26 protein-coding genes and 3 tRNA genes are annotated in these 26,704 nt (G+C 72.5%); 24 read left to right on the top strand and 5 right to left on the bottom strand.

What is annotated here, in order from left to right; genetic code table 11:
* Positions 1-33: 33 nt before the first annotated feature.
* Complete coding sequence (gene mptB, locus ACPZVR_RS07315; RefSeq protein ID WP_436698916.1) at positions 34-1,572, top strand: polyprenol phosphomannose-dependent alpha 1,6 mannosyltransferase MptB; 1,539 nt, start codon at positions 34-36, stop codon at positions 1,570-1,572.
* 122 nt (positions 1,573-1,694) lie between these two features.
* On the top strand, positions 1,695-2,744 hold the full coding sequence (locus ACPZVR_RS07310) for a hypothetical protein (RefSeq protein WP_436698915.1): 1,050 nt from the start codon (positions 1,695-1,697) through the stop codon (positions 2,742-2,744).
* An 80-nt stretch (positions 2,745-2,824) separates the two neighbouring features.
* On the opposite strand, the gene ACPZVR_RS07305 is transcribed toward ACPZVR_RS07310, so the two are convergent.
* Positions 2,825-3,946 carry a glycosyltransferase gene (locus ACPZVR_RS07305; RefSeq protein WP_436698914.1) on the bottom strand — a complete coding sequence of 374 codons (1,122 nt, stop codon included), beginning with the start codon at positions 3,944-3,946 and terminating at the stop codon, positions 2,825-2,827.
* Between the two features lie 230 nt (positions 3,947-4,176).
* Here ACPZVR_RS07305 and ACPZVR_RS07300 point away from each other — a divergent pair, with 230 nt between their 5' ends.
* The 7 genes from ACPZVR_RS07300 (at position 4,177) to rpmG (ending at position 8,300) form a co-directional block, all read left to right on the top strand.
* Positions 4,177-5,175 carry a pirin family protein gene (locus ACPZVR_RS07300; protein WP_436698913.1) on the top strand — a complete coding sequence of 333 codons (999 nt, stop codon included), beginning with the start codon at positions 4,177-4,179 and terminating at the stop codon, positions 5,173-5,175.
* On the top strand, positions 5,172-5,555 hold the full coding sequence (locus ACPZVR_RS07295; protein ID WP_436698912.1) for a CidA/LrgA family protein: 384 nt from the start codon (positions 5,172-5,174) through the stop codon (positions 5,553-5,555). Before ACPZVR_RS07300 ends, ACPZVR_RS07295 begins: the two co-directional genes overlap by 4 nt.
* Positions 5,552-6,259, top strand: coding sequence for an LrgB family protein (locus ACPZVR_RS07290; RefSeq protein WP_436698911.1), 708 nt, complete (start codon positions 5,552-5,554; stop codon positions 6,257-6,259). Before ACPZVR_RS07295 ends, ACPZVR_RS07290 begins: the two co-directional genes overlap by 4 nt.
* Before the next feature lie 151 nt (positions 6,260-6,410).
* Positions 6,411-7,808: an amidase gene (locus ACPZVR_RS07285; protein WP_436698910.1), complete on the top strand. Its 1,398-nt coding sequence runs from the start codon at positions 6,411-6,413 to the stop codon at positions 7,806-7,808.
* 62 nt (positions 7,809-7,870) lie between these two features.
* Positions 7,871-7,943: transfer RNA gene (locus ACPZVR_RS07280), tRNA-Thr, on the top strand.
* A gap of 71 nt (positions 7,944-8,014) precedes the next feature.
* Positions 8,015-8,088 (top strand) — tRNA-Met (locus tag ACPZVR_RS07275).
* A 41-nt stretch (positions 8,089-8,129) separates the two neighbouring features.
* Complete coding sequence (gene rpmG / locus ACPZVR_RS07270) at positions 8,130-8,300, top strand: 50S ribosomal protein L33 (protein ID WP_028654832.1); 171 nt, start codon at positions 8,130-8,132, stop codon at positions 8,298-8,300.
* A gap of 52 nt (positions 8,301-8,352) precedes the next feature.
* Here rpmG and ACPZVR_RS07265 read toward each other — a convergent pair whose 3' ends face one another.
* On the bottom strand, positions 8,353-9,384 hold the full coding sequence (locus tag ACPZVR_RS07265) for a hypothetical protein (protein WP_436698909.1): 1,032 nt from the start codon (positions 9,382-9,384) through the stop codon (positions 8,353-8,355).
* Between the two features lie 39 nt (positions 9,385-9,423).
* Between ACPZVR_RS07265 and ACPZVR_RS07260 the strand changes: the two genes are divergently transcribed.
* From ACPZVR_RS07260 to ACPZVR_RS07230, 7 genes are all read left to right on the top strand, one after another.
* Positions 9,424-9,819, top strand: a complete 396-nt coding sequence (locus ACPZVR_RS07260; RefSeq protein ID WP_436698908.1) for an FAS1-like dehydratase domain-containing protein — start codon at positions 9,424-9,426, stop codon at positions 9,817-9,819.
* Positions 9,819-10,220 carry a MaoC/PaaZ C-terminal domain-containing protein gene (locus ACPZVR_RS07255; RefSeq protein ID WP_436698907.1) on the top strand — a complete coding sequence of 134 codons (402 nt, stop codon included), beginning with the start codon at positions 9,819-9,821 and terminating at the stop codon, positions 10,218-10,220. The genes ACPZVR_RS07260 and ACPZVR_RS07255 overlap by 1 nt, the downstream gene beginning before the upstream one ends.
* On the top strand, positions 10,213-11,319 hold the full coding sequence (locus tag ACPZVR_RS07250) for a UDP-N-acetylmuramate dehydrogenase (protein WP_436698906.1): 1,107 nt from the start codon (positions 10,213-10,215) through the stop codon (positions 11,317-11,319). The genes ACPZVR_RS07255 and ACPZVR_RS07250 overlap by 8 nt, the downstream gene beginning before the upstream one ends.
* A gap of 97 nt (positions 11,320-11,416) precedes the next feature.
* Positions 11,417-12,430, top strand: a complete 1,014-nt coding sequence (locus tag ACPZVR_RS07245; RefSeq protein ID WP_436698905.1) for a hypothetical protein — start codon at positions 11,417-11,419, stop codon at positions 12,428-12,430.
* A gap of 199 nt (positions 12,431-12,629) precedes the next feature.
* A complete protein-coding gene (locus ACPZVR_RS07240; RefSeq protein ID WP_436698904.1) occupies positions 12,630-13,730 on the top strand; it encodes a hypothetical protein in 1,101 nt (366 codons plus the stop codon).
* 109 nt (positions 13,731-13,839) lie between these two features.
* The gene (locus tag ACPZVR_RS07235) at positions 13,840-14,859 is read left to right on the top strand and encodes a hypothetical protein (RefSeq protein WP_436698903.1); all 1,020 of its coding nucleotides are present in this window, start codon (positions 13,840-13,842) and stop codon (positions 14,857-14,859) included.
* Between the two features lie 141 nt (positions 14,860-15,000).
* Positions 15,001-16,020 (top strand): hypothetical protein, encoded by a 1,020-nt coding sequence (locus ACPZVR_RS07230; protein WP_436698902.1) that lies wholly within the window; start codon positions 15,001-15,003, stop codon positions 16,018-16,020.
* A 72-nt stretch (positions 16,021-16,092) separates the two neighbouring features.
* Here ACPZVR_RS07230 and ACPZVR_RS07225 read toward each other — a convergent pair whose 3' ends face one another.
* Complete coding sequence (locus tag ACPZVR_RS07225) at positions 16,093-17,112, bottom strand: adenosine deaminase (protein WP_436698901.1); 1,020 nt, start codon at positions 17,110-17,112, stop codon at positions 16,093-16,095.
* Positions 17,113-17,334: 222 nt separating this feature from the next.
* On the opposite strand from ACPZVR_RS07225, the gene ACPZVR_RS07220 reads away from it, so the two are divergent.
* The 8 genes from ACPZVR_RS07220 to ACPZVR_RS07185 all read left to right on the top strand — a co-directional run bounded on the left by ACPZVR_RS07220 (position 17,335) and on the right by ACPZVR_RS07185 (position 23,481).
* Positions 17,335-18,771 (top strand): amidase, encoded by a 1,437-nt coding sequence (locus tag ACPZVR_RS07220; RefSeq protein WP_436698900.1) that lies wholly within the window; start codon positions 17,335-17,337, stop codon positions 18,769-18,771.
* Positions 18,772-18,890: 119 nt separating this feature from the next.
* A complete protein-coding gene (locus tag ACPZVR_RS07215) occupies positions 18,891-19,889 on the top strand; it encodes a helix-turn-helix transcriptional regulator (protein ID WP_436698899.1) in 999 nt (332 codons plus the stop codon).
* Between the two features lie 151 nt (positions 19,890-20,040).
* Positions 20,041-20,113, top strand: a tRNA-Trp gene (locus tag ACPZVR_RS07210).
* Positions 20,114-20,171: 58 nt separating this feature from the next.
* Entirely contained in the window at positions 20,172-20,435 is a 264-nt protein-coding gene (gene secE / locus ACPZVR_RS07205; protein WP_436698898.1) for a preprotein translocase subunit SecE, read from the top strand.
* 48 nt (positions 20,436-20,483) lie between these two features.
* Positions 20,484-21,398, top strand: a complete 915-nt coding sequence (nusG, locus tag ACPZVR_RS07200; RefSeq protein WP_436698897.1) for a transcription termination/antitermination protein NusG — start codon at positions 20,484-20,486, stop codon at positions 21,396-21,398.
* A 135-nt stretch (positions 21,399-21,533) separates the two neighbouring features.
* Positions 21,534-21,965 carry a 50S ribosomal protein L11 gene (gene rplK / locus ACPZVR_RS07195; protein WP_282401252.1) on the top strand — a complete coding sequence of 144 codons (432 nt, stop codon included), beginning with the start codon at positions 21,534-21,536 and terminating at the stop codon, positions 21,963-21,965.
* Positions 21,966-22,028: 63 nt separating this feature from the next.
* A complete protein-coding gene (gene rplA, locus ACPZVR_RS07190) occupies positions 22,029-22,742 on the top strand; it encodes a 50S ribosomal protein L1 (RefSeq protein ID WP_282401251.1) in 714 nt (237 codons plus the stop codon).
* 112 nt (positions 22,743-22,854) lie between these two features.
* Entirely contained in the window at positions 22,855-23,481 is a 627-nt protein-coding gene (locus tag ACPZVR_RS07185; RefSeq protein ID WP_436698896.1) for a DUF4232 domain-containing protein, read from the top strand.
* Between the two features lie 20 nt (positions 23,482-23,501).
* On the opposite strand, the gene ACPZVR_RS07180 is transcribed toward ACPZVR_RS07185, so the two are convergent.
* The gene (locus tag ACPZVR_RS07180) at positions 23,502-24,788 is read right to left on the bottom strand and encodes an aspartate aminotransferase type Ic (RefSeq protein WP_436698895.1); all 1,287 of its coding nucleotides are present in this window, start codon (positions 24,786-24,788) and stop codon (positions 23,502-23,504) included.
* A gap of 110 nt (positions 24,789-24,898) precedes the next feature.
* Entirely contained in the window at positions 24,899-26,647 is a 1,749-nt protein-coding gene (locus tag ACPZVR_RS07175) for an RCC1 domain-containing protein (protein ID WP_436698894.1), read from the bottom strand.
* Between the last annotated feature and the right edge of the window lie 57 nt (positions 26,648-26,704).

The following is a 26,704-nucleotide window of genomic DNA, read 5'->3' as shown; positions in this document are numbered from 1 at the left end:
TCCCGTGACAACGGACCCTCCTACGGTCCGACCGTGATCGCTCGCGGAACGCTCGGCAGCCTCCTCGTGCTGCTCGGGGGACTCGTCACCGCCACGCTGCCGCCGTCGACCCCGGTGCTCCGGCTCGGCACGCTGGAGGCGCTGCGGGCCCACGAGATCGGCCGGATGACCGGCCTGGTCGTGGTCCTGGTGGGCCTAGGTCTGCTGGCGAACGCGTGGCTGCGCCTGTGCCGCACGGTCGCGGTCGGCGACCGCGACACCGAGGACCCCGCGGACGGCGTGGCACTGGTGCGCTTCGCGGCCGTCGTCTGGTCGGCACCACTGCTGCTCGCGCCGCCGCTCTTCTCCCGCGACGGCTGGTCGTACGCCGCCCAGGGCATGCTCGCCGAGGTCGGCCTCTCGCCGTACGTCGTCGGGCCGGGGGCGCTCGCACCGGACACCTTCCTCCCGCTGCCGGGCTGGATCACCGGGCCCCCGATCGTGCAGGCGGTCGACCCGATGTGGTGGGACACCGCGACGCCGTACGGGCCGGTCCCGGTGTTCCTCGGCGCGATCGTCGCCGGCGTCACCGGCAACCCCTGGATCCTCGTCATCGGGCACCGTGGGTTCGCGCTGGTCGGCCTGGCGCTGCTGGCCTGGGCGGTGCCGCGCCTGGCGCGGTGGGGCGGCGCGAACCCGGCCGTCGCCACCGCCCTCGTCATCGTCTCGCCGCTGATGATGGCCAACGGCGTCGCCGGACTGCACAACGACCTCCTCATGGTGGGCCTGATGGCCGTCGCGCTCGTCGTGACCGTCGAGCACGGCTGGGTCGGGGGCGCGGCGCTGGCCGGAGTCGCCGCGAGCGTCAAGGTGCCGGGCGGTCTCGTCGCCGTCGGCATCGTCCTCGTGTCGCTGCCCGTCGGCGCCGGCCTGGTCGCGCGCCTGCGGCGGTTCGGGTCCGTCGGCGCGGTCGCGGTCGGCACGCTGCTCGGTCTGGGGGTCCTCACCGGCGTCGGCAACGGCTGGCTGCGCGCCCTCTCCGTCCCCGGCGAGGTCAACACGCCCCTGTCGGCCACGACGCTGGTCGGCGGCGTGCTCGACTGGCTCGCGCTCCAGGTCGGCCTCGGCACCGACCCGGCGACGTTCCGCGACCTCGTGCGTGGCCTCGGCCTGCTCGCGACGCTGGGGACCGGGGCCTGGGTCGGGCTGCGCTGGCCGACCGGCTCCCGGCGTACGGCGCTCGCGGCGGTCGCGGCCGTCGGGGCCGCGTTCGTCGTCCTCGCTCCGGTCGTGCACCTGTGGTATTTCCTGCTCCTGCCGCCGTTCCTCGCCGCCCAGCGACTGCCCCGGCACGCGACCGGCGCGCTCGTCGCCGTGTCCGTCCTGCTCGGCCTGGTCGCCCCCCTCGACTCCTCGCTCCACGGCGCGTACTACGCCATCGTGATCGGCTGCATGACCGTCGCCCTCCTGCTCCCGGTCCTGCTGCTCACCCCGCCCGCGCGCGAACGGCTGGCGCGGATCGTCGCTCCGCTCGCCCCGCCGCTTGTAACTAAGGGTTACGGCACGAAAACCGGCGCAACAACGCCCGGGTAGTAGCCACAGCACCCGGGTAGTCGCGCCGCGCACGGACCGACCGACCACCCGTCGTACGCGGCTATCCACAGGTCCGGGGATCCGATGTGTCGAGGGCGCCCCGGTCGGCAACCGTTCGGGTCATGCATCCTCGGATCCTGGCCGCGATGGCCGCCAACGGTGGCCTGATCACCCGTCATCAGCTGCACGACCTCGGCGTCGGGCCGGGCCAGGTCCGCTCGATGCTGCATCGCCGCCGCGACGAGGACGCACCGCGCCTGCGCGTGCTGAGGCGCGGGATCTTCACCGCGACCGAGTACTGGAACACCCTCGACGAGTACGTCGGCCGGCCACTGCTCCTCGCGCGGGCCGCGGGTCTCGCGGCGAAGCGCGACTGGGTGCTGAGCCACGACTCCTCCGCCCATCTCCAACAACTGCCGATCCTGCGCCCGCGCGACCCGCTGGTGCACCTGACCCGCCCGGGGTGGACGAACGCCTGGACCGAGTACGGCGTCAAGCATCATCTCGCCCGCTTCGACCCTGCTCAGGTGGTCGTGGTGGACGGGCTCCGCGCGCTCGACCTCGCCCGGACGGCGGTCGACATCGCCCGCGAGCACGGCTTCCGTCACGGACTCGTGGCGTGCGACGCCGCGTTGAGACGGGGCGTCGGTCGCGCCGACCTCCGGCTGGCGACGGAGATCATGACCTGTTGGCCGGGCGTGAAGGAGGCGCGCGCCGCCGTCGACCTGGCCGACCCCGGCGCCGAGAGCGCCCTCGAGAGTCTGGCGCGCGAGCTGGTCATCGAGGCGGGGATCGGAGAGCCGGAGACCCAGTTCCCCGTGCGTACGTCGCGTGGCGTCGCGTGGTGCGACCTCCGCGTCGGCAACCTCATGATCGAGGCCGACGGCGAGGTCAAGCTCACCGCGGTCGCGGACGGTGGGCTGTCGGGGGACCCGCAACGGACCTGGTTCGACGAGAAGCTCCGCGAGCGCGCCGTCACCGACCGCAGGCTGGTCGTGGTCCGCGTCGTCAACGACGACATCTGGCAGGGCCGCCGCCGCGCGGAGGCGATCCGTCGGATCCAGAGCGCGCACTCCGAGTCGGTCCAGCGGTTCGGAGCCGAACTGCACCCCGAACTGGCGCTCGAGGCCGCCGAGCTGCGCCGGGAGTACGGCGACCGGCGGTCGGCCTGAGCGCATCTACCCGGGTGCTGTGACACCTACCCGGGTGCTGGTGCAGCGCATTCCTCGCGGTAACCCTTAGTTGCCAGCGCTCAGGCGCTCAGCGCACCGACCCGGTCACCGGCATGCAGGGCGAGCATCCGGGCCACCGCCCGGTCCCAGCCGTACTGCTCCGCCCGGCGCCGGGCGGCGGTACGGCGGCGCGACTCGGACACCGCGAGCAGACGCAGCACGGCGTCGGCCAGAGCCACCGGGGACGGTGGCGCCCAGGCGCCGCACGACGCGTCGACGAGCTCCCGGGCGCCGCCGCGGTCGGCGGTGACGACGGGCGTGCCGCAGGCCAGCGCCTCGAGGACCGCGAGCCCGAACGTCTCGCCGGGGCACACGGACAGGGACACGTCGGCGCGGGCGAGCCGGTCGCGGAGGGCGGACCGCCCGCCGACGTACCCGTGGAACCGGACGGGGGCGCCGGCGGCCAGCGCCTCGAGCTCGTCGCGGTGCGGGCCGTCGCCGTACACGTCGAGCCGCAGGGGGATCCCACGCCGGTGCAGCTCGACGGCGGTCGCCACCGCGAGGTGGGGTGACTTCTCCCGGGAGAGACGGCCGGCGTGCACCAGGCGCAGGGTCCCGCCGACGTCGGGGTCGGACGGGCGCGGGCCCGGTCGGAAGGTGGCGAGGTCCACACCCAGCGGCACCCGCGCGACCGGGCAGCCGGCGGCGTCGGCGACCGCCCGGAACTCGCTCTCGGCGTAGGCCGACGTCACGACCACGGTGTCGAAGCTGCGCACGATCAGCCGGTTGAGCAGGGCGATGGAGACCTTCGAGGTCGTCTCGAGGCCCGTGCGCATCGCGAACATGTCGCCCATCCGCTCGTGCGACAGCAGCACCGAGCGCACCCCGTTGCGGCGCGCCCACCAGGCGACGGGCAGCAGCGTCAGCTTGTCGCTCCACTCCACGCTGGTCGGCGCGAACCTCTCGAGGACGTCGGTGACCCGCCACGGCTCCACGATCAGCCGGTAGCCGCCACCCACCCGGGGCGCCCGGACCTGGACCACGTCCCCGAGCGACGTGGTCCGTACGGCGTCCACCGGCCCGGGGATCACGAGCAGGCGCTCGGCGCCGGCGGCGACGTACCCGCGGCCGAGCTGCTCGATCGCAGTCCGCATGCCTCCCGACGTCGCCCCGACGAAGTTGGCCAGCTGGGCGATCCGCACGGGCACACGATCGCGGCGCCGGGTGAACCCGCACCCACGGCCCGGTTGACGGGCGGGGAAGGATGAGGGGCCTTGATCCGCGGGCAGGCGTCGTTGCGAGCGGCGGCAGAGCGGTGCGATGGCAAGGCGCCGGCGCGAAGCCAGTCTGGTTGACTGTCGAGCGTTGGCAACGCAGCCAGCGTGCCGCTCTGGCGTCGCGTAGTCGGCGCCTGTCCACGGATCGAGGCCAGATGAGCAACCCGGAAGCCCAGCCCGACGAGGTGATCTGCGAAGGCCGGCAGGCCGCCGGCGTCGAGCTGATGGAGCCCCGCGAGGTGCCGCTCGGCGGGCCGCGCGCGATGTCGGTGCGCCGCACCCTGCCCCAGCGGCAGCGCTCGCTGATCGGCGCCTGGTGCTTCCTCGACCACTACGGCCCGGACCTGGTGAGCGAGAGCGGCGGCATGGAGGTCGCCCCGCACCCGCACACCGGCCTGCAGACCGTGAGCTGGCTGTTCACCGGCGAGATCGAGCACCGCGACAGCGCCGGCAACGTCGCGATGGTGCGGCCGCAGGAGGTCAACCTGATGACCGCGGGCCGCGGCATCAGCCACTCGGAGGTGTCGACCCCGGACACCACGGTCCTGCACGGCGCGCAGCTCTGGGTCGCGCTGCCGGACGCGCACCGGGACACCGCCCCCGGGTTCGAGCACTACGCGCCCGCCGAGGTCGGCGGTCCCGGCTGGCGGGCGCACGTCTTCCTCGGCTCGCTGCTCGGCGACACCTCGCCGGTCACGACCTTCACGCCGCTGCTGGGCGCGGAGCTGGTGCTCGACCCGGGTACGACGCTCACGGTGCCCGTGGACGCGTCGTACGAGCACGGGGTGCTGGTCGACCTCGGCGGCGTCAGCATCGACGGCGTCGCCGCCCGGGCCGCCGACCTCGCCTACGTCCCGCCGGGCGCCGACGAGCTCACCGTGGTGGCGGGTCCGGAGGGGGCGCGCCTGCTCGTGCTCGGCGGACCGCCGTTCGGCGAGTCGATCGTGATGTGGTGGAACTTCGTGGGCCGCACCCACGACGAGGTCGTCGCCTACCGCGCGGCCTGGCAGGACCAGATCACCGGCGTCGACGGCCGGGTCGTCCCCGACAGCCGTCAGGTCGCGCCGGGCCGGTTCGGCGTCGTCCCCGACCAGCCACTGCCGCCGATCCCCGCCCCCGGGCTCCCCAACGCGCGGCTCCGCGAACGCCGGTGATCGCCGGGCTCACCTGGCTGCTCGCCTTCCAGGTCCTGGGGGAGGTGATCGTCCGGGTCCTCGACGTCACCGTGCCGGGACCGGTGGTGGGCATGTTGTTGCTGTTCGTCTACCTGCGGGTCCGGAGGTACGACGACCGCGGGTCGATCGTGCGCGCGGGCTCGGCGCTGTTGCGGCATCTGCAGCTGTTCTTCGTCCCCGCGGGGGTGGGGATCGTGGCCTATCTCGGCCTGCTCGGCGAGCACTGGCTGCCCATCTCCGTGGCCATGCTGGGCTCCTGGCTCCTCGGTCTCGTCGTCGTGGGCTGGACGGCAGTCGGCCTGGAGCGGCTGCTCGGCGCGCCGCGCGACGACCTCCCCGGAGCAGAGGAGGCGGCATGAGGGAGGACCTCCTCGACCTGGCGCGCTCGCCGCTGACCCTGCTGCTCGTGACCCTCGCCGGCTACCAGGCGGGACGCTGGATCCAGGCCCGGACCGGCGGTCACGCCCTCGCGCAGCCGGTCCTGGTCGCGATCGTCGTCGCCGGCACGGCGATCACCCTCCTCGACGTCGACTATGCGGACTACCGCGACGCCACCGAGCTGATCGCCTTCTGGCTCGGCCCAGCGACGGTGGCCCTCGCGATCCCCCTCCATCGGCAGGCGGACCGACTCAAGGGCTTCGTCGTCCCGCTCCTCGTCGCGGTGGTCGTCGGGGCGGCCACCTCGATCGTCTCGGCCGTCCTCCTCGCCCGCCTCCTCGGCGCCGACGACGCGCTGGAGAAGACGCTGTCCACCAAGGCCGCCACCACGCCCGTCGCCATCGCCCTCACCGACACGCTCGGCGGCATCCCGCCGCTCGCGGCCGTCTTCGCGATCACGATCGGCATCGTCAGCGCGATCACCGCCCCGGCCGTGCTCAACCTGCTGCGCATCCGCGACCGGCGCGCCCGCGGCCTGGCCGTCGGCGCGGTCAGCCACGGCATCGGCGCCTCCCGGATGCTCCGCGAGGACGAGACCGAGGGCGCGTTCGCCGGCCTCGGCATGGGTCTCTCGGCCCTCGCGATCAGCCTGCTCGTGCCGGTCCTTGCGCTCGTGTTGTTCTGAGTGCCGGCGGGTGCGCGGTTCACCTGCCGAATTCGTCGCCGATCACGCCGATGGACGACAAATTCGGTAGGTGAACCGTTCCCCACCGACCCCGCCGAACTCCGACCCTGGTCGGACGCCACGAGCGCGACGAGCGGCTAGGTTCCCCTGCATGCGCGTGCATGCCTTCACCGACGATGCCCTCGACGACCTCGACGCGGTCGGCCTGGCCGAACACCTCGCCGCCGGCAAGGTCTCCCCGCTGGAGGTCGTCGACGCGGCGATCGCCCGGGTCCAGGCCGTCAACGGCGACCTCAACGCGATGGCGTACGCCGACTTCGACCGGGCCCGCGCCGAGGCCCGCACCCCGCGTCCGGGCTTCCTTGCCGGCGTACCGACGCTCGTCAAGGACAACGTCGACGTGGCCGGCATGCCGACCCGGTCGGGCACCGACGCCTGGGAGCCGCGGCCGGCCAAGCGCAACGGCGACTTCGCCGACATGTACCTCGCCACCGGCCTGGTGCCGCTCGGCAAGAGCCAGCTCTCGGAGTACGGCTTCAGCGCCTCGGCCGAGCACCCGCGGCTCGGCGCCGTCCGGACCCCGTGGGACACCGAGCGGACCGCCGGCGCGTCCAGCTCCGGCTCGGGCGCGCTCGTCGCCGCGGGCGCCGTACCCATCGCCCACGCCAACGACGGCGGCGGTTCGATCCGGATCCCCGCCGCGGTCAACGGCCTGGTCGGCCTCAAGCCGACCCGGGGCCGGCTCGCGCAGGACAAGCTGTTCCGCGACATGCCGATCCGGATCGTCTCCGACGGCGTCCTGACCCGGTCGGTGCGCGACACCGCGGCGTTCTACCGCGAGGCCGAGCGGCACTACCGCAACCTCAACCTGCCGCCGATCGGCGACCTCACCCGGCCGATCAAGCGGCGCCTGCGCATCGCGCTCAACACCAGCGGGGTCGGCCGGCCCGCGGACGCCGAGACCCGGGCCCTGACCGAGCAGATCGCGAGCCTGCTCGAGGAGCTCGGCCACACCGTCACGGAGACCGAGGCTCCGGTGGCCCCGACCTTCGTCGACGACTTCCTCCTCTACTGGTCGCTGCTCGCCGAGGTGATGCTCCGGACCGGCCGGGTGCTGCACGGGCGCACCTGGGACCGCGGGCAGCACGACAACCTGACCCTGGGGCTGGCCCGGCACGCCCGACGCCACCTGCACCGCGTCCCGGGCGCGGTCGCCCGCCTCAAGCGCGCCAACGCCCACGCCGCGACCTACTACGAGCGGTACGACGTCGCGCTGACGCCGACGCTCGCGATGGCCACCCCCAAGGTCGGTCACCTCGACCCGACCCAGGACTACGACACGATCCTCGACCGGCTGCTCGACTGGGTGGCCTTCACCCCGTGGCAGAACATCACCGGCGCGCCGGCCGTCTCCCTGCCCCTCGCGACCACCGCCTCGGGGCTGCCGCAGGGCATGATGTTCGGGGCCGCGCCGGGCCAGGAGGCGCTGCTCATCGAGCTCGCCTACGAGCTCGAGCAGGCCCGTCCGTTCGCCCGGATCCAGGGCTGATCGGCCCGAGTGGGGCGCCGATTTCGCGCCACCCGGCGACGCGTGTATCGTTTCGCGGCGTTGCCCCTTTAGCTCAGTCGGCAGAGCGTCTCCATGGTAAGGAGAAGGTCTACGGTTCGATTCCGTAAAGGGGCTCTGAGACGGGGCGCCGCCGCACGACCCGCCCGGGATACTGGGCGGAGACGCGGAGGGCGCCCTCCTCACGTGGCGGGATAGCTCAGACGGTTAGAGCGCACGACTCATAATCGTGAGGTCACGGGTTCGATCCCCGTTCCCGCTACCGAGTACCCGGCACCACCACCAGCAACTGAAGGACTTCCTGTGGCCAGCAAGAGCAGCGACGTTCGCCCCAAGATCACGCTCGCGTGCGTGGACTGCAAGGAGCGCAACTACATCACCAAGAAGAACCGCCGCAACGACCCCGACCGCATCGAGCTGTCGAAGTTCTGCCCGCGGTGCCGCAAGCACACCGCGCACCGCGAGACCCGCTGAGTCTGCGGCTCGCACCGACATGGAAGCCCGTCTCCCTGGGGGAGGCGGGCTTTCAGCCTTCCCCCGTCGCGGGACAGCTCGACGGCTCCCAGTCGGCGAGGTCGCGTAGCTCGTACTGCGCCAGGGCCGGCACGACGGGCCGTCCGCCCCGCCGGAAGTACGGCGCCGCCGTCGACTCGCTCACGACCCACACCTTCCCGCGGACGACCGCCAGGCCCTCGGCGCCGGGCAGGAAGGCGTAGCGGCGGCGCTGGCCGCCCCACAGCTCGCCGCAGGACGTCGTGGAGCGGGTGAACCACACCTGGGCCGGGCCGGGGCCGAGGTCGGCCCAGACCGCGCCCTGGGCATCCGGCGGCCCGGATCGGGTCTCGTCGGCGTCCTCCGGCCCGACGTCGAGCCGCCCCGCCTCCAGCAGCACGGCCGGGTCGAACCAGTGCAGCGGCCGGCTCCGCTCCCCGTGGAAGCCCCCGAAGCCGATCCGACCGCTCCGGTCGGCCACCAGGTAGGAGCCGCGCAGCCGGCCGGTCAGGTTCCAGCCCCGCCGGACGACGAGCGTCTCCGGGTCGAGCAGCCACGCCTTCCGGCGCTGGGCCAGCCACAGGCCGTGCCGGTCGAGAGCGAGTCCGCCGGCGTGCTGGCAGCTCGGTGCGTCGGGCCGCCAGACCGCGGCGATCGCGGATTGGTGCCGGATCTCCTCGCCCGTGCGGAGGTCGACCACGATCACCCGGCAGGTGTCACCGCCCGCCGCCCGGCCGCGGTGGTTGTAGCCGCTCACCCACGCGCGGTGCCCGCGCACGACCAGCCCCTGCGGCACGAACCGGGGGCCGGTCGCCGGCAGCCACAGCCCGCGGCACAGGGCGTGCGCGTTGGGGACCTCGGCGAGCGGCCCGTCGACGTACGACGGCGCCGGGCCGCGCACGTCGTCGAAGCGCACCGGGCCGCACCCGGCGGCCCGGGCCGGCTCGGCGGTGTTCCCGGTGCCGTCCGCCGGGGTGCCGGACTCCCGCCCGGCGGCGCCGGTGCACGCGCTCACCGCGAGGCCCAGCACGACCGCCAGCGCTGCTGCTGTGCCCCGGACCGACATGCAGCGAGTATGCGGGACGGCACCCCATAGACTCCTCGCATGCCGATCGACGCAGCCCTGGTCGGGCGGGCCTTCCCCCCGACCGCGCCCGTTCCGGTGACCGCGGAGTCCGTCGCGGCCTTCGCCGCCTCCGTCGGCGGCCCCGGCGACGGACCGGTCCCGCCGACCTACCCGATCGTGGTGACCTTCGCCGCGCTGCAGGACTTCCTGGCGGCCGAGCAGGTCGAGCTGTCCCGGATCGTGCACGGCGACCAGCGGTTCCGCTACGCGCGCCCGGTCGTGGTCGGCGACGAGCTCACGGCGACCCTCACCGTCACCGGCGTGCGCTCCATCGGCGGCAACGACATCGTGAGCACCTCCAGCGAGATCACCGACGCCACCGGTGCCGTCGTCTGTACGGCGACCGCCACCCTCGTCCACCGCGGAGCCGCCTGATGCCCACCCTGCAGCCGGGCGCGGACCTCGAGCCGCGCACCTTCGAGGTCACCCGCGCCGACCTGGTCGCCTACGCCGCGGCCAGCGGCGACCACAACCCGATCCACCAGGACGAGGAGGTCGCGATCGCGGTCGGCCTTCCCGGCGTGATCGCCCACGGCATGTACACCCTGGCGCTGGTCGGGCGTGCTGTCGGCGAGTGGACCGGGCACGCCGAGGTCGTCGAGCTCGGTGCGAAGTTCGTCGCACCCGTCGTCGTACCCGCTTCCGGGGCGGCGCGGGTCACCGTCGCCGGCACCGTCGGCGAGCGCAACGACGACGGCCTGCTCGCCCTCACCCTGCAGATCACGGTCGACGGGACGAAGGTGCTCGGCGCACCCAAGGTCCTGGTCCGTGCCTAGCGGTCACCCGGAGGTGACCGCCGACCCCGCGCTGGCGGATCTCACGACCCTCCGCCTCGGCGGTCCGGCGCGCCGCTACGTCGCTGCGCCCGACGCCGACGCGCTGGTCGCCGCCGTCACCGAGGCGGACCGCGCCGGTGAGCCGGTGCTCGTCGTCGGTGGCGGCAGCAACCTGGTCGTCGCCGACGAGGGCTTCGCCGGCACCGTCGTCCACCTGACCGGCGGGGGAGTCCGGGTGGGGGAACGGTTCAACGACCGAATTCGTCGTGATCAGCGCGATCTGACGACAAATTCGGTAGGTGAACCGTCGGTGGCGGTGACAGTGGCGGCCGGAGAGCCGTGGGACGCCTTCGTCGCGCGTGCCGTCGTCGAGGGCTGGGTCGGCGTCGAGGCGCTGTCCGGCATCCCCGGCACCACCGGCGCGACACCGATCCAGAACGTCGGCGCGTACGGCCAGGAGGTCGCGCAGACGATCGCGGCTGTCCGCGTCTGGGACCGGGTGCTGCGCGGCGAGCGGACCTTCACCGGCGAGGAGTGCCGCTTCTCCTACCGCCACTCGCGGTTCAAGGCGGACCCCGGACGCCATCTCGTGCTGGACGTGACCTTCCGCCTCGGGCGCGGCGGCCTGTCGGCCCCTGTCGGGTACGCCGAGCTCGCCCGGACCCTCGGGGTCGCCGTGGGGGAGCGCGCCCCCCTGGCCGCCGTACGCGACGCCGTGCTGGGGCTGCGGCGCGGGAAGGGCATGGTGCTCGACGCCGACGACCACGACACGTGGAGCGCGGGCTCCTTCTTCACCAACCCCTTCGTCGACCCCGACCGGGTGCCCGACGGCGCGCCGTCGTACCCCCAGGCGGACGGACGCGTGAAGACCAGCGCCGCCTGGCTGATCGAGCACGCCGGCTTCGGCAAGGGCTTCGGCCTCGACCGCCCGGACGCGCGGGTCTCGCTGTCGACGAAGCACACGCTCGCCCTCACCAACCGCGGCGGTGCCACCACCGCCGGCCTCCTCGAACTGGCCCGCGAGGTGCGCGCCGGTGTCCTGGACCGCTTCGGCATCGAGCTCGTCAACGAGCCGGTGCTCGTCGGCTGCGCGCTCTGAGGCTGCCCGTGCTGGTTTGACGCGGGCCGCGGGCTGGTAGGTAGGGGGAGCGCGATGCCATGGGGCATCCCGATCGTTCCCGTCTCGAGGAGAGTCCGTGATCAGTCCTGTCCTGCGGCGCACCGCCGCTTCCCTCGCTCTCGGAGCCGTCGCCACGGCCGGCCTGACCGCTGTTGCGAGCCCCGCCGGCGCCGCCCTCGAGGAGGGTGCGGTTGGCGGCTCCTACTCCCTCTACGTCTCGACGCCGAGCAATGCGGGTTACACCTGTAATCCCCCCAACTCCACGAGCGGCAGTGACCGGGTGCAGTGGACCGACAACGGAGCTCCGGTTGCGCGGTCCTACACCACCACCACCACCGTCACGAGGTCCAACGCCCCGACCGACAAGGTCGTCGCACAGACCTCGGGCACGGCCACGGTCAGTGCCGGCCCGATCTCGACCGGTGCGGCCCCGGCCGCGATCACCGGCTCAGCGAACGTTACGGTAAGTGGCACGTCGGCGTTGGCCTCGACGGGCTGCAACGTCAGCATCAACGCCTACCGGGACGCCTACGGGTACTTCACCATCGACCGGCCCATGTGGGCCACGGTCTCGGGGTCGGGGACGGGCACCGGTTCCGGCATGGTCCAGGTTCAAGACGAGAACACCGGCACCATGGTCGACCTGGGCAACCGCGGGTCGGGAAGCACGACCGTCCTGCTGGCGCCGGGCGACGTGTACGTCGGGTTCGAGGCGCGCGCCGATGTCTATGTGACCGGATCGCGGGAGGGGACGTCGAGCTACTCCGGCACCTTCCGGATCGACCTGCAACCGGTCGGCGCGGCCGGTGCGCCGAGCGGCAAGGGCGCCGGCTACGTCCAGTTCGGCGCGCGCGACTGCGCGACGGGCAACATCGCCGCCGCCGTCACGAAGAAGGCCAAGAAGAAGGCCCGCAGCGTCCTGATCAAGTCCAACGGCGCCAAGGTCGCCAAGCTCAAGGGCAAGAAGCTCAAGCCCAAGTCGCTCGCCCTGCCGGCCGCGGGCGGCGCCGCTGCCACGGTCACGGCGAAGGTCGTGCTGAAGAACGGCAAGAAGGCGACCGTGACCCGGTCGTACCTTGCCTGCTCGTGACCGCCTGACCTCTCCCCGTACTCGGTGAGCACAGCGGGCCCGGCCGTCTCGGCCGGGCCCGCTTCGTGTCCCGCGGGTGACATCGTGGGCGACAATCCTGGTGAACGCTCGTCGGGAGGGGGCTGACGGCCTTAGCCTGCGCTCAGGAGACGGCCGCCGCTCCCGTGCGCCGTCACGCCCTTCTCGAGGAGCCTCCCCCATGAAGAACCATCTCGTCCGACGCAGCGTCGTCGGTCTCACGCTCGGTGCGCTGACCGCATTCGGACTCGCCGCTGTCCCGTCCCCCGCCCATGCCGCTGTCGAGGAAGGCCAGATCGGCGCCGAATACGGCATCTGGGGCAGTTACTGCGAAGGCAACAGCCAGGGGTCTGATGAGGACACGGTCACCTGGACGGACGACAACGTGCCGGTCTCCAAGAACACCTCCGCGTCCACGACGTACTCCGGAGGCGAGGGCGACACGGTCGACGCGGCGATCTCTACCAAGGCCACGATCACGGCCTCGCCGCTCGGCAGTGGACCGGCCACCATCACCGGCTCGGCGTCGGCCTCGGCGTCGGCTCTCGCGAGCGCGACCGAGACCGAGTGCGAGGTCGACGCACACGCGCAGTCCGCCGCGGTCGGCATGTTCACGCTCAGCCGGCCGATGTGGGTCACGCTGACCGCGACCGGTGACGGGCAGCGCCAGGGCCGGGCGGCCGGCGCCAGCTTCGTCGGCATCGGGACGACGGACGGCATGTCGGGCTGGTTCGGGGAGAGCTATTTCGGCCTGGGGCTCGGCGACGGCCTCATGGTGTCGGCGGGCAACCGCGGCTCGGCCGTCTCGTCGACGCTGCTGCCCGCGGGCCGGTACGGCGTCATGTTCGCCGCCGTCGCCTTCGCCGAGGCGACGCAGCCGTACGAGGGAGAGCCCGAGGAGTTCGAGTCCGCGACGGCGAACGACGGCAGCGCTTCGTACACCGGCAACTTCAAGGTCGAGCTGAAGCCCGCCGGCACGGCGTCCGCCGTCACCGGCAAGGGCGCGCCGCTGATCCAGTTCGGCGAGCGCGACTGCGCGAACGGGAATGTGTCCGTCGCCCTCAGCAAGAAGACGGTGAAGAAGGCCAAGCGCGTGAAGGTCAAGGTCAACGGTGCGAAGGCGGCCGTCCTGAAGGGCAAGGGGCTCAAGGGCAAGAAGCCGACAGCCCGGACGGTCGTCCTGCCGACCTCGGCGTCGAACGTGACCAAGGTGAAGGTGAAGCTCGTCTTGGCCAACGGCCGGCGGATGCAGGCCACGAGGTCGTACCTGCCCTGCTCGTGAGCGGGTGATTCGCCGGGCGACATTCGGCGTATGGGCGGGCCTGGTCGAAACCGACCGGGCCCGCTCCCGTTGCCGGGGTGTGTCCGTCCCCAATCTCGAGGAGCACCCCGTGAAGAATCCTCTCGTCCGGCGCAGCGCGCTCGGCCTCGCCGCCGGAGCTCTGGCCGTCACCGGTCTCAGCGCCCTGCCGACGCCGGCAGGAGCGGCGATCGACTACGGCGAGGTCCGGGCTTCCGTCGACTTCAGCAGGTGGGACCCGGAGGTGTGCGACATCGAGGAGCCGAGCCATCCGGACGCCGTCGAGCTCGTCGACAACGGCGTCCCGGTCTCCCAGTCGTGGAACGCCGCGGCGACCGTGACCCACACCGACGACGAAACCGATGTGATCGAGTTGTCCGGGTCGGGACAGGTCACCGCGTCGATGACGCCGATCGGCGCCGGTCCGGCCACCATCAAGGCCAGCGTCGCGGCTTCGGCCTCAGCGCATGCCGAGCTCGAGGACGGGGCCTGCAGCGCCAGCGTGACCGCCCGACCGGGGGCCGAGGCGGCGTTCGAGCTCCCGCAGCAGATGTGGGCGACCATCAGCGGCAGCGGAGACGGATCCGGCGCCGCGCAGGCGATGGTGGGTGACATGCAGGACGGCGTCGTGGCGCTCGTCGTGGGGCCGCAGAGCAAGGGATCGGTGTCGGCGCTGCTGCCCGCCGGACCGGTCTACGTCCAGATCCAGGCACAGGTGCAGGCGGACGGCGACGACATGGTCGGCGCCCGCAGCTACGCCGGCTCCTTCACCATCGAGCTCACGCCGGTCGGCGGGACGCCGCCCGCAGGTCCCAACGGCTCGGCCTCGCCCGTCTCCGGCAAGAGCAAGGGCGTCGTCGCCCTCGGTGCCCGGGACTGCGCCACCGGCGGCGTCGCCGTCGACCTCACCAAGAAGGCGAGGAAGAAGGCCAAGCAGGTCACCATCAGCGTCAACGGCGTCAAGGCCGCCAAGCTCAAGGGCAAGAAGCTGAAGCCGCGCACTCTCGTCCTCCCGGCCGCGAAGTCGGCCCCTGCCGAGGTCGTGGTCCGGATGAAGCTCGCGAGCGGCAAGAAGGCGACCGTCCGCCGGTCCTACCAGGCCTGCTCCTGATCACCTGAGCGCGTGGCGACCGTGGGGGAAGTAAAGGAAACGGCGAAGCCGCCTACGAGAGGGCCGCCGAGCACTACCGTCGCGGGTTGACTCCCAGATGGCGCTGGACCGAGGCGCCGTCGAACCTCTCGAGGAGCTTTGATGAAGCGACTTCTCGTCCGGCGCGGTGCTGTCGGGCTTGCCTTGGGTGGCCTTGCGGCCGCCGGTCTCGCCAGCGTCCCGACCGCGGCGCATGCTGTGGTCGTTGACCCTCAGGTCGGCGGCAACGTGTACTCCAACTCGAGCTACTACGACGACGTCCTGGACGCCTGGAAGCCGTGTGACGACAGCGGCGTCCTGGACATCGACGACATGGTCGCGTGGAGCGATAACGGCCTTCCCGTCTCTCGCAGTTTCAGCACTGTCGGAACCTACACGCACCCCGACAACCCGACCGACAAGGTCAACGTGAGCACGAGCGGCTCGGCGACGGTGTCGTCCACGCCCATCACCGGCGCTTCGTCGTCCACCATCACCGGCATGGCTCAGGCCACGGCCTCTGCGATCTCGCACGGCGCTACGACGGACTGCGACACCAACGTCGACGCTCAGAGTGGTGCGCGGGGCGGGATCACGCTGACCCAGCCCATGTGGGCGACGCTGACGATCACCGGCGACGGTACCGGCAGCGGCGGCATCCTCCTCTACAGCGAGGATGGCGGCACGCAGATCATGTCGGGCAAGCGCAGCTCTGCGAGCATCAGCACGCTGCTCGGCGCCGGTGAGGTCATGTTCCAGTTCGCCGCCATGGCCGATGCCGAGGCAGACGGCGCTGAGGAAGGTACTCGGTCCTACTCGGCGACCTTCAAAATCGAGCTGCAGCCGGTCGGCTCAGCTTCCGCGGTCACCGGCAAGGGCGGCGGCTTCGCCCAATTCGGTGCGCGTGACTGCGCGACGGGCAACGTGGCCGCGGCGATCACGAAGAAGGCCAAGAAGAAGGCCAAGCAGGTCGTGATCGCGGTCAACGGGGCGAAGGTCGCGAAGTTCAAGGGCAAGAAGCTCAAGAAGCGCTCCCTGGTGCTGCCGGCGGCGCCGGCGTCGGCCGCCGAGGTGGTCGCGACGATCACGCTGAAGAACGGCAAGAAGGTCACGGTGACCAGGTCGTACCTGGCCTGCTCCTGATCCTCTGACGCACGCAGCGACACCGCGGGCTCGGTCGTGTCGACCGGGCCCGCGGTGCGTGCCAGGTCCGGATCAGTCCGGCGCCTGAGCGAGCCAGCGGTCGATCTCGGCGAGGTTCGCGTCGACGACGTCCTTGGGTGCGCGGCTGGCGCGGAAGGACATCCGCGCCAGCTCGGCGAGCCGGTCGTCGGAGAGCTCGTGGGCGGCGCGCATGGTGGCGTACTGCCCAGCGAGACGTGAGCCGAAGAGCAGCGGGTCGTCGGCGCCGAGGGCGACCGTCGCCCCCGCGTCCAGCAGTGTGGGTAGGGGCACCGAGGTGAGGTCGGAGTAGACGCCGAGCGCCACGTTGGAGACCGGGCAGACCTCCAGCGCGACGCCGGCGTCGACGATCCGGGCGAGGAGGTCCGGGTCCTCCGCGGCGCGTACGCCGTGCCCGAGTCGACCCGCGTGCAGCTCGTCGAGGCACAGCCGGATGTGTTCGGGTCCGCGCAGCTCGCCGCCGTGGGGCGCGAGCAGCAGTCCGGCCCGTTCGGCGATAGCGAAGGCGCCGGAGAAGTCGGAGGTGCGACCCCGGCGCTCGTCGTTGGAGAGGCCGAAGCCGACCACGCCCCGGTCGACGTACTGGCTGGCGAGCCGGGCCAGGGTCCGCGCGTCGAGGGGGTGGCGGGTGCGGTTGGCGGCGATGATCACGGCGATGCCGAGGCCCGTGCGGGACGAGGCGTCGCGGACCGCGTCGAGGACGAGGTCGGTGAACGCGGTGATGCCGCCGAAGCGGGCGGCGTACCCGCTGGGATCCACCTGGATCTCCAACCAACGGCCACCGTCCGCGACGTCGTCCTCCGCGGCCTCGAGCACGAGTCGCCGCACGTCGCCCTCGGTGCGCAACACCGAGCGCGCCACGTCGTAGAGACGCTGGAAGCGGAACCAGCCCTTCTCGTCCGCAGCGGTCAGCCGCGGTGGCCAGTCCTCGACCAGGGCGTCGGGCAGGTGGATCCGATCGCGGGCGGCCAGCTCGAGGAGGGTCGCGTGCCGCATCGATCCGGTGAAGTGCAGGTGGAGGTGCGCCTTGGGCAACGCCTTGAGATCCCGCACGGCGCCATCCTAGGAGGGCCCGCAACGGCGAGGATCGGGACCCGACGCGACCGGGGACGGCCGCGGCGGTCCGCCCGCGGCAGCCGACGGAACCGTCCCGGTGGCCGGTCGATCGACCCGAGAGGGACCGGACCGCTCGCGCAAGGGGCAGTTCTGCCCTCTGCCCGGGGACGGATCCGGCGCCTAGCGTCCGGAGACGTCACCGACCCACGAGGAGCGCAGATGAACGTCGAAGAGTACGCCGTCCTGGACGGATATGAGCTTGCCCAGCTGGTGCGATCCGGTCAGGTCTCCGCCTCCGAGGTCCAGGAGGCGGCCGTGGAGGCGATCGCCCGGGTGAACCCGCTGCTCAACGCCACGGCGGCCCCGGCCTTCGCCGAGCCTCTCGCCCACGCCGCAGACGGCCCGTTCGGCGGGGTGCCGTTCGCGCTGAAGGACCTGGTCTGCCATGCCGCCGGCGTGCCGACCCAGATGGGCAGCCGGATCACGGGCGATCGCGGAGTGACCCATGGTCACGACACGGAGCTGATGAGTCGGTTCCGCAAGGCCGGTCTGGCGACCGTCGCGCTGACGACCAGCCCGGAGCTGGGTTACAACGCCAACACCGAGCCGGTCGTGCACGGATCGACTCGCAACCCGTGGGACCTGAGTCGGTCGGCCGGCGGCTCCAGCGGCGGCTCCGGAGCGCTCGTCGCCGCCGGCGCGGTGCCGATCGCCCACGCCAACGACGGCGGCGGATCGATCCGGATCCCGGCGGCGTTCAACGGCCTCGTCGGCCTCAAGCCGACCACCGGACGCGTCTCGCTGGCCCCCGACATGCAGGAGGGCCTCTACGGCTTCCTGGCCGAGTTCGTCGTCACCCGCTCCGTGCGGGACGCCGCGCTCCTCTTGGACGAGGTGGCCGGATGGGCGCCCGGCGACAAGTACCGCCTGCCCGATCCGGTGCGGCCGTTCCGGGAGGAGCTCGCCGGGGAGTCCCGCGCCCTGCGGATCGCCGTCCACACCGAGTCGTGGGCGGGAACGGCCGTCGACCCCGAGGTCGTCGACGCCGTGCAGGGAGTGGCACGCACCCTCGAGGGGCTCGGGCACCGCGTCGAGCAGGCTGCGCCGCGGTTCAGCTGGGACGAGTTCATGCTCGCCCACTACCGCTACTGGGCGGGCTTCGTCGCTGAGTCGGTGCACGCGGTGAGCCAGGTGTCCGGCGTCAAGCCGGGCCCGGACACCCTCGAGGCCTCGGTCCTGGCCGGCTACGAGTACGGCCGGGTCCTGACCGTCCTCGACATGGCGGAGGCCTCGGCGATCGTGACCTCGATCAGCCGGACGGTGGGAGAGTTCTTCGGGCAGTACGACGTCCTCCTCACTCCGACCACGAACACCCCGCCGCTGCCGCTGGGCTACCTCGACGCCGACGACCCGGCGCTCGGCCACGAGGAGTGGACCCGGCGGATCTTCGACGTCGCGTCGTTCACCCCGCTGCACAATCTCACCGGGTCGCCCGCGATCAGCCTGCCGTTGGCGCAGAGCCGTGGCGGTCTTCCGATCGGGGTCCAGCTCGCGGCCGGGCTCTGTCAGGAGTCGACCCTGATCGGGCTCGCTGCCCAGTTGGAGGCGGTGCTGCCGTGGACGGATCGCCGGCCGGCGGTCCACGCCAGCCGGTGACGACGGTCTGGGACCGCGCCGCGCCGGTCGTCGGCGCGCTCCGTCGGGACGGAGCGGTCGGGGGCTGACCGAGCGGCGCCGAGCGGTGATACTGACGGTCTACGGCGAAGGCGGCGGACATGACCGAGCAGATGCTGCGCCGGGAGGACGTCGGTTTCCGGCTGGCGGAGATCTCCCTGGCAGACCCGGCGGGGCGGTACGCGCAGGTGCTCGACCTGCTGCGCGAGGTGGGCGACGCCCCCGCGGCCGTGCTGGTCCGGCCGGCGGCCGCCGACAGCGGGGTCGAGGTGCTGGCGGCCTCCGGCTACACCCCGGAAATCGTCGACGCGATCGCCAGCAGCGACTTCGTCGTCAAGGACCCGGCCTATCAGGCGATCCTGGGCGACCCGGACCGTCCACTGCGGTGCTGGCGTGATCTCGAGTTCGACTATGCGAGCACCGACCTCGCGCGGGATCTGCTGCTCCCGGCCGGCTTCCACGGCGGTGTCTCGGTGCGTCTGGAGGACTCCGCAGGCGGCTATCGCGGTGATCTGCACATGAGCACCGAGGACCGGTCGTTCCCGACCGATGCCGCCATGGACCTGATGCGTCGCTCGGGGCCGATCCTCGCCGCGCTGTGCGGGGATCGGCCGCCGCCGCGGATCGCCGGCCCCGGCGCGCCGGGCGACGGCCGCTCCCTGCTGGTCCGGCCCGACGGCTCCGTCGATCCACTGGCCGACGGCTGCGCGGCGAGCGCCCCCGACCCGGAGCTCGTCGGTCTCGCGCGGATGCTGGCCGGCCGCGTCGGTGCCGTCGGCCGGTCGCTGCGACGGATGCAGCGCTGGCGGGGGGCCGACGGCACGCCGCGCAGCGTCTCGACCGACGTCGTCCCCGGGGGAACCCTCGTGACGATCCGCGACGAGCCCCTGCCTCATCGGCTGACGTGGCGCGAGCTCGAGGTCCTGACCCTGCTCACCGCGGGCCTGCCCAACTTCTCCATCGCCCGGCGACTCGAGCTGAGCGAGCGGACGGTCGCGCACTGCGTGGAGCGCATCTTCGCCAAGCTGGACGTCGCCGCCCGGGCGGAGGCCGCGGCCACCGCCGAGCGCGACGGCCTGACCCTCGTCGACGTCGGCTGATCACGCTCGGCAGGCCGAACCCGCCCGGGGTGCGGCGAGACGTCGGTTCGACGCGTCCGGGGTCGACCCCGTAGACTCCCCGCTTGGTGGTTCTGCCACATGGTGAGTCGCGCCCTTGGGGCGGTTGACACACTGGCGGCAGGACCTTCGGAGGGCACTAGCTCAACTGGCAGAGCATCGGTCTCCAAAACCGAAGGTTGGGGGTTCAAGTCCCTCGTGCCCTGCAAGAGATGACGACCAGCCGGCCGGACGGTCGGCGCTGACGAAGAGAAGGTGAGCAGCGTGGCGGATGCTCCGGCGGTCCGTGGCGGCCGCAAGGACTCCTCGGGTGGCAAGCAGCCCGAGAACCGCACGGGCCCGGTGACCTTCTATCGCCAGGTGGTCGCGGAGCTGCGCAAGGTGGTCTGGCCCACCCGCGAGCAGCTCGGCACCTACTTCGTGGTCGTGATGGTCTTCGTCCTCATCATGATCGCCCTGGTGTCGGCCCTCGACCTCGCGCTCGGCAAGCTCGCGTTCGAGATCTTCACCGGCGCCGACGACATCTGAGCCCGACGCGCCCGCGTCGGCTGACAACTGTTCGTTTTTCGACAACTGATGGAGCAGCACGTGTCCGAGCAGTACGACCCGGCCCAGGCTGACGAGGCGCTCGCCGAGGCGGCCCACGACGTCGCCGATGTCGAGGAGGCCGAGGACACCGCCGCCGAGGAGGCCCTCGCGGCCGACGAGTTCGCCACCGAGGCGGAGCTCGACGAGCTCGACGAGACCGTCGACGTCGAGGGTGCCGACGAGACCGCCGCCGTCGAGGACGACGCCGACGATGTCCCCGGGGACGACGCCGACGAGGAGCTCGACGGCGAGGAGACGGCCGAGGCCGCCGACGAGGACCCGCTCGAGGCGTTCCGCCGCGAGCTGTGGGCCAAGCCTGGCGACTGGTTCGTGGTGCACACCTACTCCGGCATGGAGAACCGGGTGAAGCAGAACCTCGAGAACCGGATCCACTCCCTCAACATGGAGGACTACATCCACGAGATCGTGGTCCCCACCGAGGAGGTCGCCGAGATCAAGAACGGCCAGCGCAAGATGGTCAAGCGCACCGTTCTCCCCGGCTACGTCCTGGTCCGGATGGACCTCACCGACGAGTCCTGGGCGGCCGTGCGGCACACGCCGTCGGTCACCGGCTTCGTGGGTCACAGCCACCAGCCGGTGCCGCTGAGCATGGACGAGGTCGAGAAGATGCTCGCCCCGGCCGTCGTCACCGCGGCCGCCGCCGAGGCGGAGGCCGCCGCGGCCGCTCCCGGCAGCGCCGCCGCGACGCCGGCCAAGAAGCCGATCGAGGTCGCCGACTTCGGCGTCAACGACTCGGTCCTCATCGTCGACGGCGCGTTCGCCACGCTGCACGCGACGATCACCGAGATCAACGCCGAGGCCCAGCGGGTCAAGGCGCTCGTCGAGATCTTCGGCCGCGAGACGCCGGTCGAGCTGTCGTTCTCGCAGATCCAGCGGGTCTGAATTTCGCAACTTCCCGCCGCAACGCGGAGAATGTCCGGGTTGTCCTGTCCACGCTCCGCCGTGGCCGGGCGACGCAGGTGGCAGAGGCGCACGACGTACGCCTCGTCATGACCACGAGAAGAAAGAGATAGAAGCATGCCTCCCAAGAAGAAGATCGCCGCACTGGTCAAGGTGCAGCTGCAGGCCGGCTCGGCCACCCCGGCTCCGCCGGTCGGTACCGCACTCGGTCCGCACGGCGTCAACATCATGGACTTCTGCAAGGCGTACAACGCCCAGACCGAGTCCATGCGCGGCAACGTCATCCCCGTCGAGATCACGATCTACGAGGACCGGACGTTCGACTTCATCACGAAGACCCCGCCGGCCGCGGAGCTGATCAAGAAGGCCGCCGGCCTCAAGAAGGGCTCGGGCGTCCCGCACAAGGACAAGGTCGGCAAGCTGACCAAGGACCAGGTGCGCGAGATCGCCACGACGAAGCTCCCCGACCTCAACGCCAACGACATCGACGCCGCGATGAAGATCGTGGAGGGGACCGCCCGCTCCATGGGCGTCACCGTCGAGGCCTGACGAACCGTGGAAGGGCCGCGCTGGCCCGCTGACCACACCTCCTCTTACTCCTAAGGAACCACCATGCAGCGCAGCAAGACCTACCGCGCGGCAGCGGAGACGTTCGACAAGAACGAGCTCTACGCGCCGCTGGCCGCGATCAAGATCGCCAAGGCCGCCAGCAAGAAGAAGTTCGACGAGACCGTCGACGTCGTCATGCGCCTGGGCGTCGACCCGCGCAAGGCCGACCAGATGGTCCGCGGCACCGTCAACCTGCCCCACGGCACCGGCAAGACCGCTCGCGTCCTCGTGTTCGCGAACGGCGACAAGGCCGACGCCGCCCGTGAGGCCGGCGCCGACTTCGTCGGCAGCGACGAGCTGATCGACAAGGTCGCCGGCGGCTGGACCGACTTCGACGCCGTGGTCGCCACCCCCGACCTGATGGGCAAGGTCGGCCGCCTCGGTCGCGTGCTCGGCCCCCGTGGTCTCATGCCGAACCCGAAGGTCGGCACCGTGACCCCGGACCCGGCCAAGGCCGTCTCCGACATCAAGGGCGGCAAGATCGAGTTCCGCGTCGACCGCCACGCCAACCTCCACTTCATCGTGGGCAAGGCGTCCTTCTCCGAGCAGCAGCTCGCCGAGAACTACGCGGCCGCCCTCGAGGAGGTGCTGCGGCTCAAGCCGTCCAGCTCCAAGGGCCGCTACCTCAAGAAGGTCACCGTCTCCACGACCATGGGCCCCGGCGTCCAGGTCGACCCCAACCGCATCAAGAACGTCGCGGTCGAGGACGAGGCCTGAGCCCAGGCTCCAGCCCGGTCGTACGACGCCCGCCGCTCCCCTCGGGGACGGCGGGCGTCGCGCATGTGCGGCCCACCGAGGAGACAGGTCCTGGCTAGCTAGGGTGGCCCGCGTGAAGCGCCTCCTCGGGTCCGCCCTGGTCCTCGTCGCCGCCACCGGCTGCTCCGGCGACCCCGAGGCCCCGGACCCCGGTCCGAAGGAGGATCTCGCGTCCCTGCTGCGCTCCCATGCCACCGCGGGCGGGGCCGACGTCTGTGCTGCGGAGCAGGTCGACATCACCCTCGAGGGCTACGACGTCGCGCTGGGCCACCGCTTCACGCGGATCACGGTCCGCAACGTCTCCGACCGGTCGTGCCGGCTCGAGGGGGTGCCGGGGATCGGGGCGCGCGGCGCGGAGGGCTCGACCTTCGAACCCGAGGTCGAGCAGGCGAGCACGACCCAGGCGGCCGGCCCGGTCGAGCTGGCGCCGGGCGCCGCGGCCGGAAGCACCCTGGAGTGGACCGGCGAGCTGGCCGGCGCGCACTCCGAGCACGTGTCGGTGCTGATCCTGCAACTGGCGGCGGACCAGGCGCCGGTGTCCGTGCCGGCCCGTCTGGTCGGCGACACCGACGAGACGGACCCCCTCGACATCGGTCCGGTCACGACCCTCCGGCTCGCGCCGTTCACGGCGCTGACCGCCGAGGAGGCGAGCCGCACGCCGCGGTCACGGGACGAGCCGGCCCGCCCGGACAAGCCGTAGCGGCTCGCGCCGGGGTCGGCTCACCCGCGAGTGAGTGACTCCAACGCGGCGAGCTCGACGCACACCGCGACGCCGGCCATCGCGGTCCGCACCTCGTCCAGTGCGGGGAAGGAGGGCGCGAGGCGGAGGTTGCGGTCGGCGGGGTCCTTGCCGTGGGGGTACGCCGAGCCGGCGGGCGTCAGCACGATCCCCGCCTCCTTGGCGAGCTGGACCACGCGCGACGCCGTACCGTCGAGGACGTCGAGGTTCACGAAGTAGCCGCCCGTCGGCACCGTCCACTCGGCGATGCCGAGCCCGGCGAGCCGGGTGGACAGCGCCTCCTCGACCGCCGCGAACTTCGGCGCGAGCAGCTCGCGGTGCTTGCGCATGTGGGCGCGGACGCCGTCGGCGTCGCCGAAGAACTCGACGTGGCGCAGGTGGTTGACCTTGTCGGGGCCGATCGCCGCGAAGTTCAGGCGCTGCAGGTACCACGCCTTGTTCTCCGGCGAGGCGGCCAGCGCGGCCACCCCGGCGCCGGCGAAGGTGATCTTCGAGGTCGAGGCGAACATGATCGGCCGGTTCGGGTGACCCGACGCCGCGGCGAGGCCGAGAGCGTCGGCGCTCTTCGTCTCCTGCTCGGTCAGGTGGTGCACCGCGTAGGCGTTGTCCCACAGGATCCGGAAGTCCGGGGCAGCGGTCGGCATCGCCATCAGCTCGGCGGCGACCTCGGTGGAGCAGACCGCTCCGGTGGGGTTGGAGTACGTCGGCACGATCCACATGCCCTTGACGCTCGGGTCGTCGGCGACGAGCGCGCGGACGGCGGCCGCGTCGGGCCCGTCGGGGGTCATCGGGACGGTGATCATCTCGATGCCGAGCTCGGCGAGCATCGTGAAGTGGCGGTCGTAGCCCGGGACGGCGCAGACGAACTTCACGACCGGCTCCTCCGACCACGGCCGCGGCGAGTCGGGGCCGCCCTTGAGCAGCATCGCGGTGAGCACCTGGTGCATCATGGTCAGGCTCGAGCTGCCACCCGCCACGACGTTCGCCACGTCGACGCCGAGCAGGTCGGCGAAGATCTCGCGCATCTCGACCAGGCCCTCGAGGCCGCCGTAGTTGCGCACGTCGGCACCGGACCGGTCGCGGTACGACGTCGGCAGGCTCAGCAGCGCGTTGGCGAGGTCGAGCTGGTCGGCGCCCGGCTTGCCGCGGGTCAGGTCGAGGGTGAGTCCGCGGGACTTCAGCTCGTCGTAGGCGGCGCGCACGGTCGTCAGGCGCGCGGCGAGGTCGTCGGCGGACAGGGCGGACAGCGGCGTCGCGGAGGTGGGCATGAGGACCATCGTGCCAAGTCGGCGCGCGACGTGCGCGGCCTGGTCACGCCTTGGCGACCGCGGACCGCCGTCCCCCCACCGGACGACGGCCCGCGGCCGCGCGGGGCGGGTCACCCGAGGCGGATCCGCAGGGTCGCCGTCGCCGGGTGGGTGGCGGCGTTCCCGCCGAACCGCACGCTCGCGGTGGCACGACCGACGAGGGCCGCGCGGGCCCAGCGCTTGCGCGCCGCCGCGACCTTCACGCCCACCGTGTAGCGGCAGCTGCCGGCGACCGCGGTGAGCGGCGCGGAGGCCTGGCCGCGGACCGCGACCCTCCTTCCGGTCGCCGCCGTCGTGACCTTGCCCGTGACGCCGACCGTCACGGTGCCCGAGCACGCGGTCGTGCCGGAGAGCGTCCCGGACACGGTGAACCGGTAGGGCCGCTTCCGGTCCCGGACCGGGACGGCGCCCGCGCTGAGCGTGCCGGTGACCGGTCCGGCGCTGCCGGGATTCGCCCCGGGCGGGCTCGCCGGCGGGGTGGTCCGGACCGGCTGGCCGAGGGGCACCGGTCCGGCCGCGGTGGGCAGCTCGTCGTCGCCGAGGTTCTCGGTGTTGCCGTGGCCGAGCTGTCCGGTGAGGTTGCGCCCCCAGCACTGCAGCTGGGCGGTGTCGAGGACGGCGCAGATCCAGCCGAGCCCGCCGGTGCTGGCGGCGAGGACGGTGCGGCCGGGGCCGAGCGGGATGTTCGGGAGCACGGTCGGCTCGTCGTCGCCGATGTCCTCGTTGCCGGCGATCACCAGCTGCCCGTGCTGGTCGTTGCCCCAGCAGCGCAGGCTGCCGTCGTCCAGCAGCGCGCAGGAGTTGACCGGTCCGGCGACGACGCCGACCGCGGTCCGGTTGATGCCGAGGAAGACCGGGGCGATCGACGCCACGTCCTCGTCGTCGCCGAGCGGCTCGGTGGATCCGGTGCCCAGGGACCCGACGTTGCTGCGGCCGAAGCAGCGGACCTGTCCGGTGTCCAGGACGACGCACGTGACGTTCTCCGCCGCGCTGACCGCGCGCACCGTCCGGCCGGGGCCGAGGTAGACCGGGAACTGCGAGATCACCAGCTCGTTGTCGCCGAGGTCGATCGTGTCGCCGAGGCCGAGCTGGCCGTCGGCGGCCTTCCCCCAGCACCGCAGCTGGGCGGTGTCGAGCACAGCGCAGCTGTGGTCGGAGCCGGTCGCGATCGCGACGGCCGTGCGGTTCGGGCCGAGGTAGACCGGCTCGACCGACGCCGGCGACTCGTCGTCGCCGATCGTCGTCGTGGTGCCCAGCCCGAGCTGGCCGTTGGAGTTGGCGCCCCAGCAGCGGACCCGGCCGTTGTCGAGCAGCGCGCAGCTGTGGTTGCCACCGGCGGAGATCGCCCGGGCGGTGCGGCCCGCGCCGAGGTCGACGGACGGCAGGCTCGCCACCGGCTCGTTGTCCCCGGCGTCCGACCCGTCGGTGTCGATGCCCAGCTGGCCGTGGACGTTGAAGCCCCAGCACTTGACGGCGCCGGTGTCGAGGATCGCGCAGGTGTGCTGGCCGCCCGCCGAGACGGCGACCGCCGTCCGGCCGGGTCCGAGGTCGACGGCGGGCACCGAGGTGATCGCCTCGTCGTCGCCGAGGTTGGCCTTCGAGCCGGAGTTGCTCCCGATGCCCAGTTGGCCGTCGAAGTTCGCGCCCCAGCAGCGCAGCTGGCCGTTGCCGCCGATCGCGCAGGTGTGGTGTCCGCCGCTGGACAGCGAGGCCGCAGCCACGGGGTCGCGGGTCGACTCGCCGCCGTCGGCGCGGGTCGGGGCGGGGACGAGCAGGACGGCGAGGAGCGCGACGACGACCGTCGCGACGAGCCGGGGCATGGGGAACTCCTGGAGGACGGGAGAGGGACGCGCCGAGTCTCGCCCGGCGCGAGCGTT

The organism is Nocardioides segetis (assembly GCF_051390595.1).
In the GTDB taxonomy this organism is placed as follows: domain Bacteria; phylum Actinomycetota; class Actinomycetes; order Propionibacteriales; family Nocardioidaceae; genus Nocardioides.
This window is presented reverse-complemented; position numbering and strand designations above follow the sequence as displayed.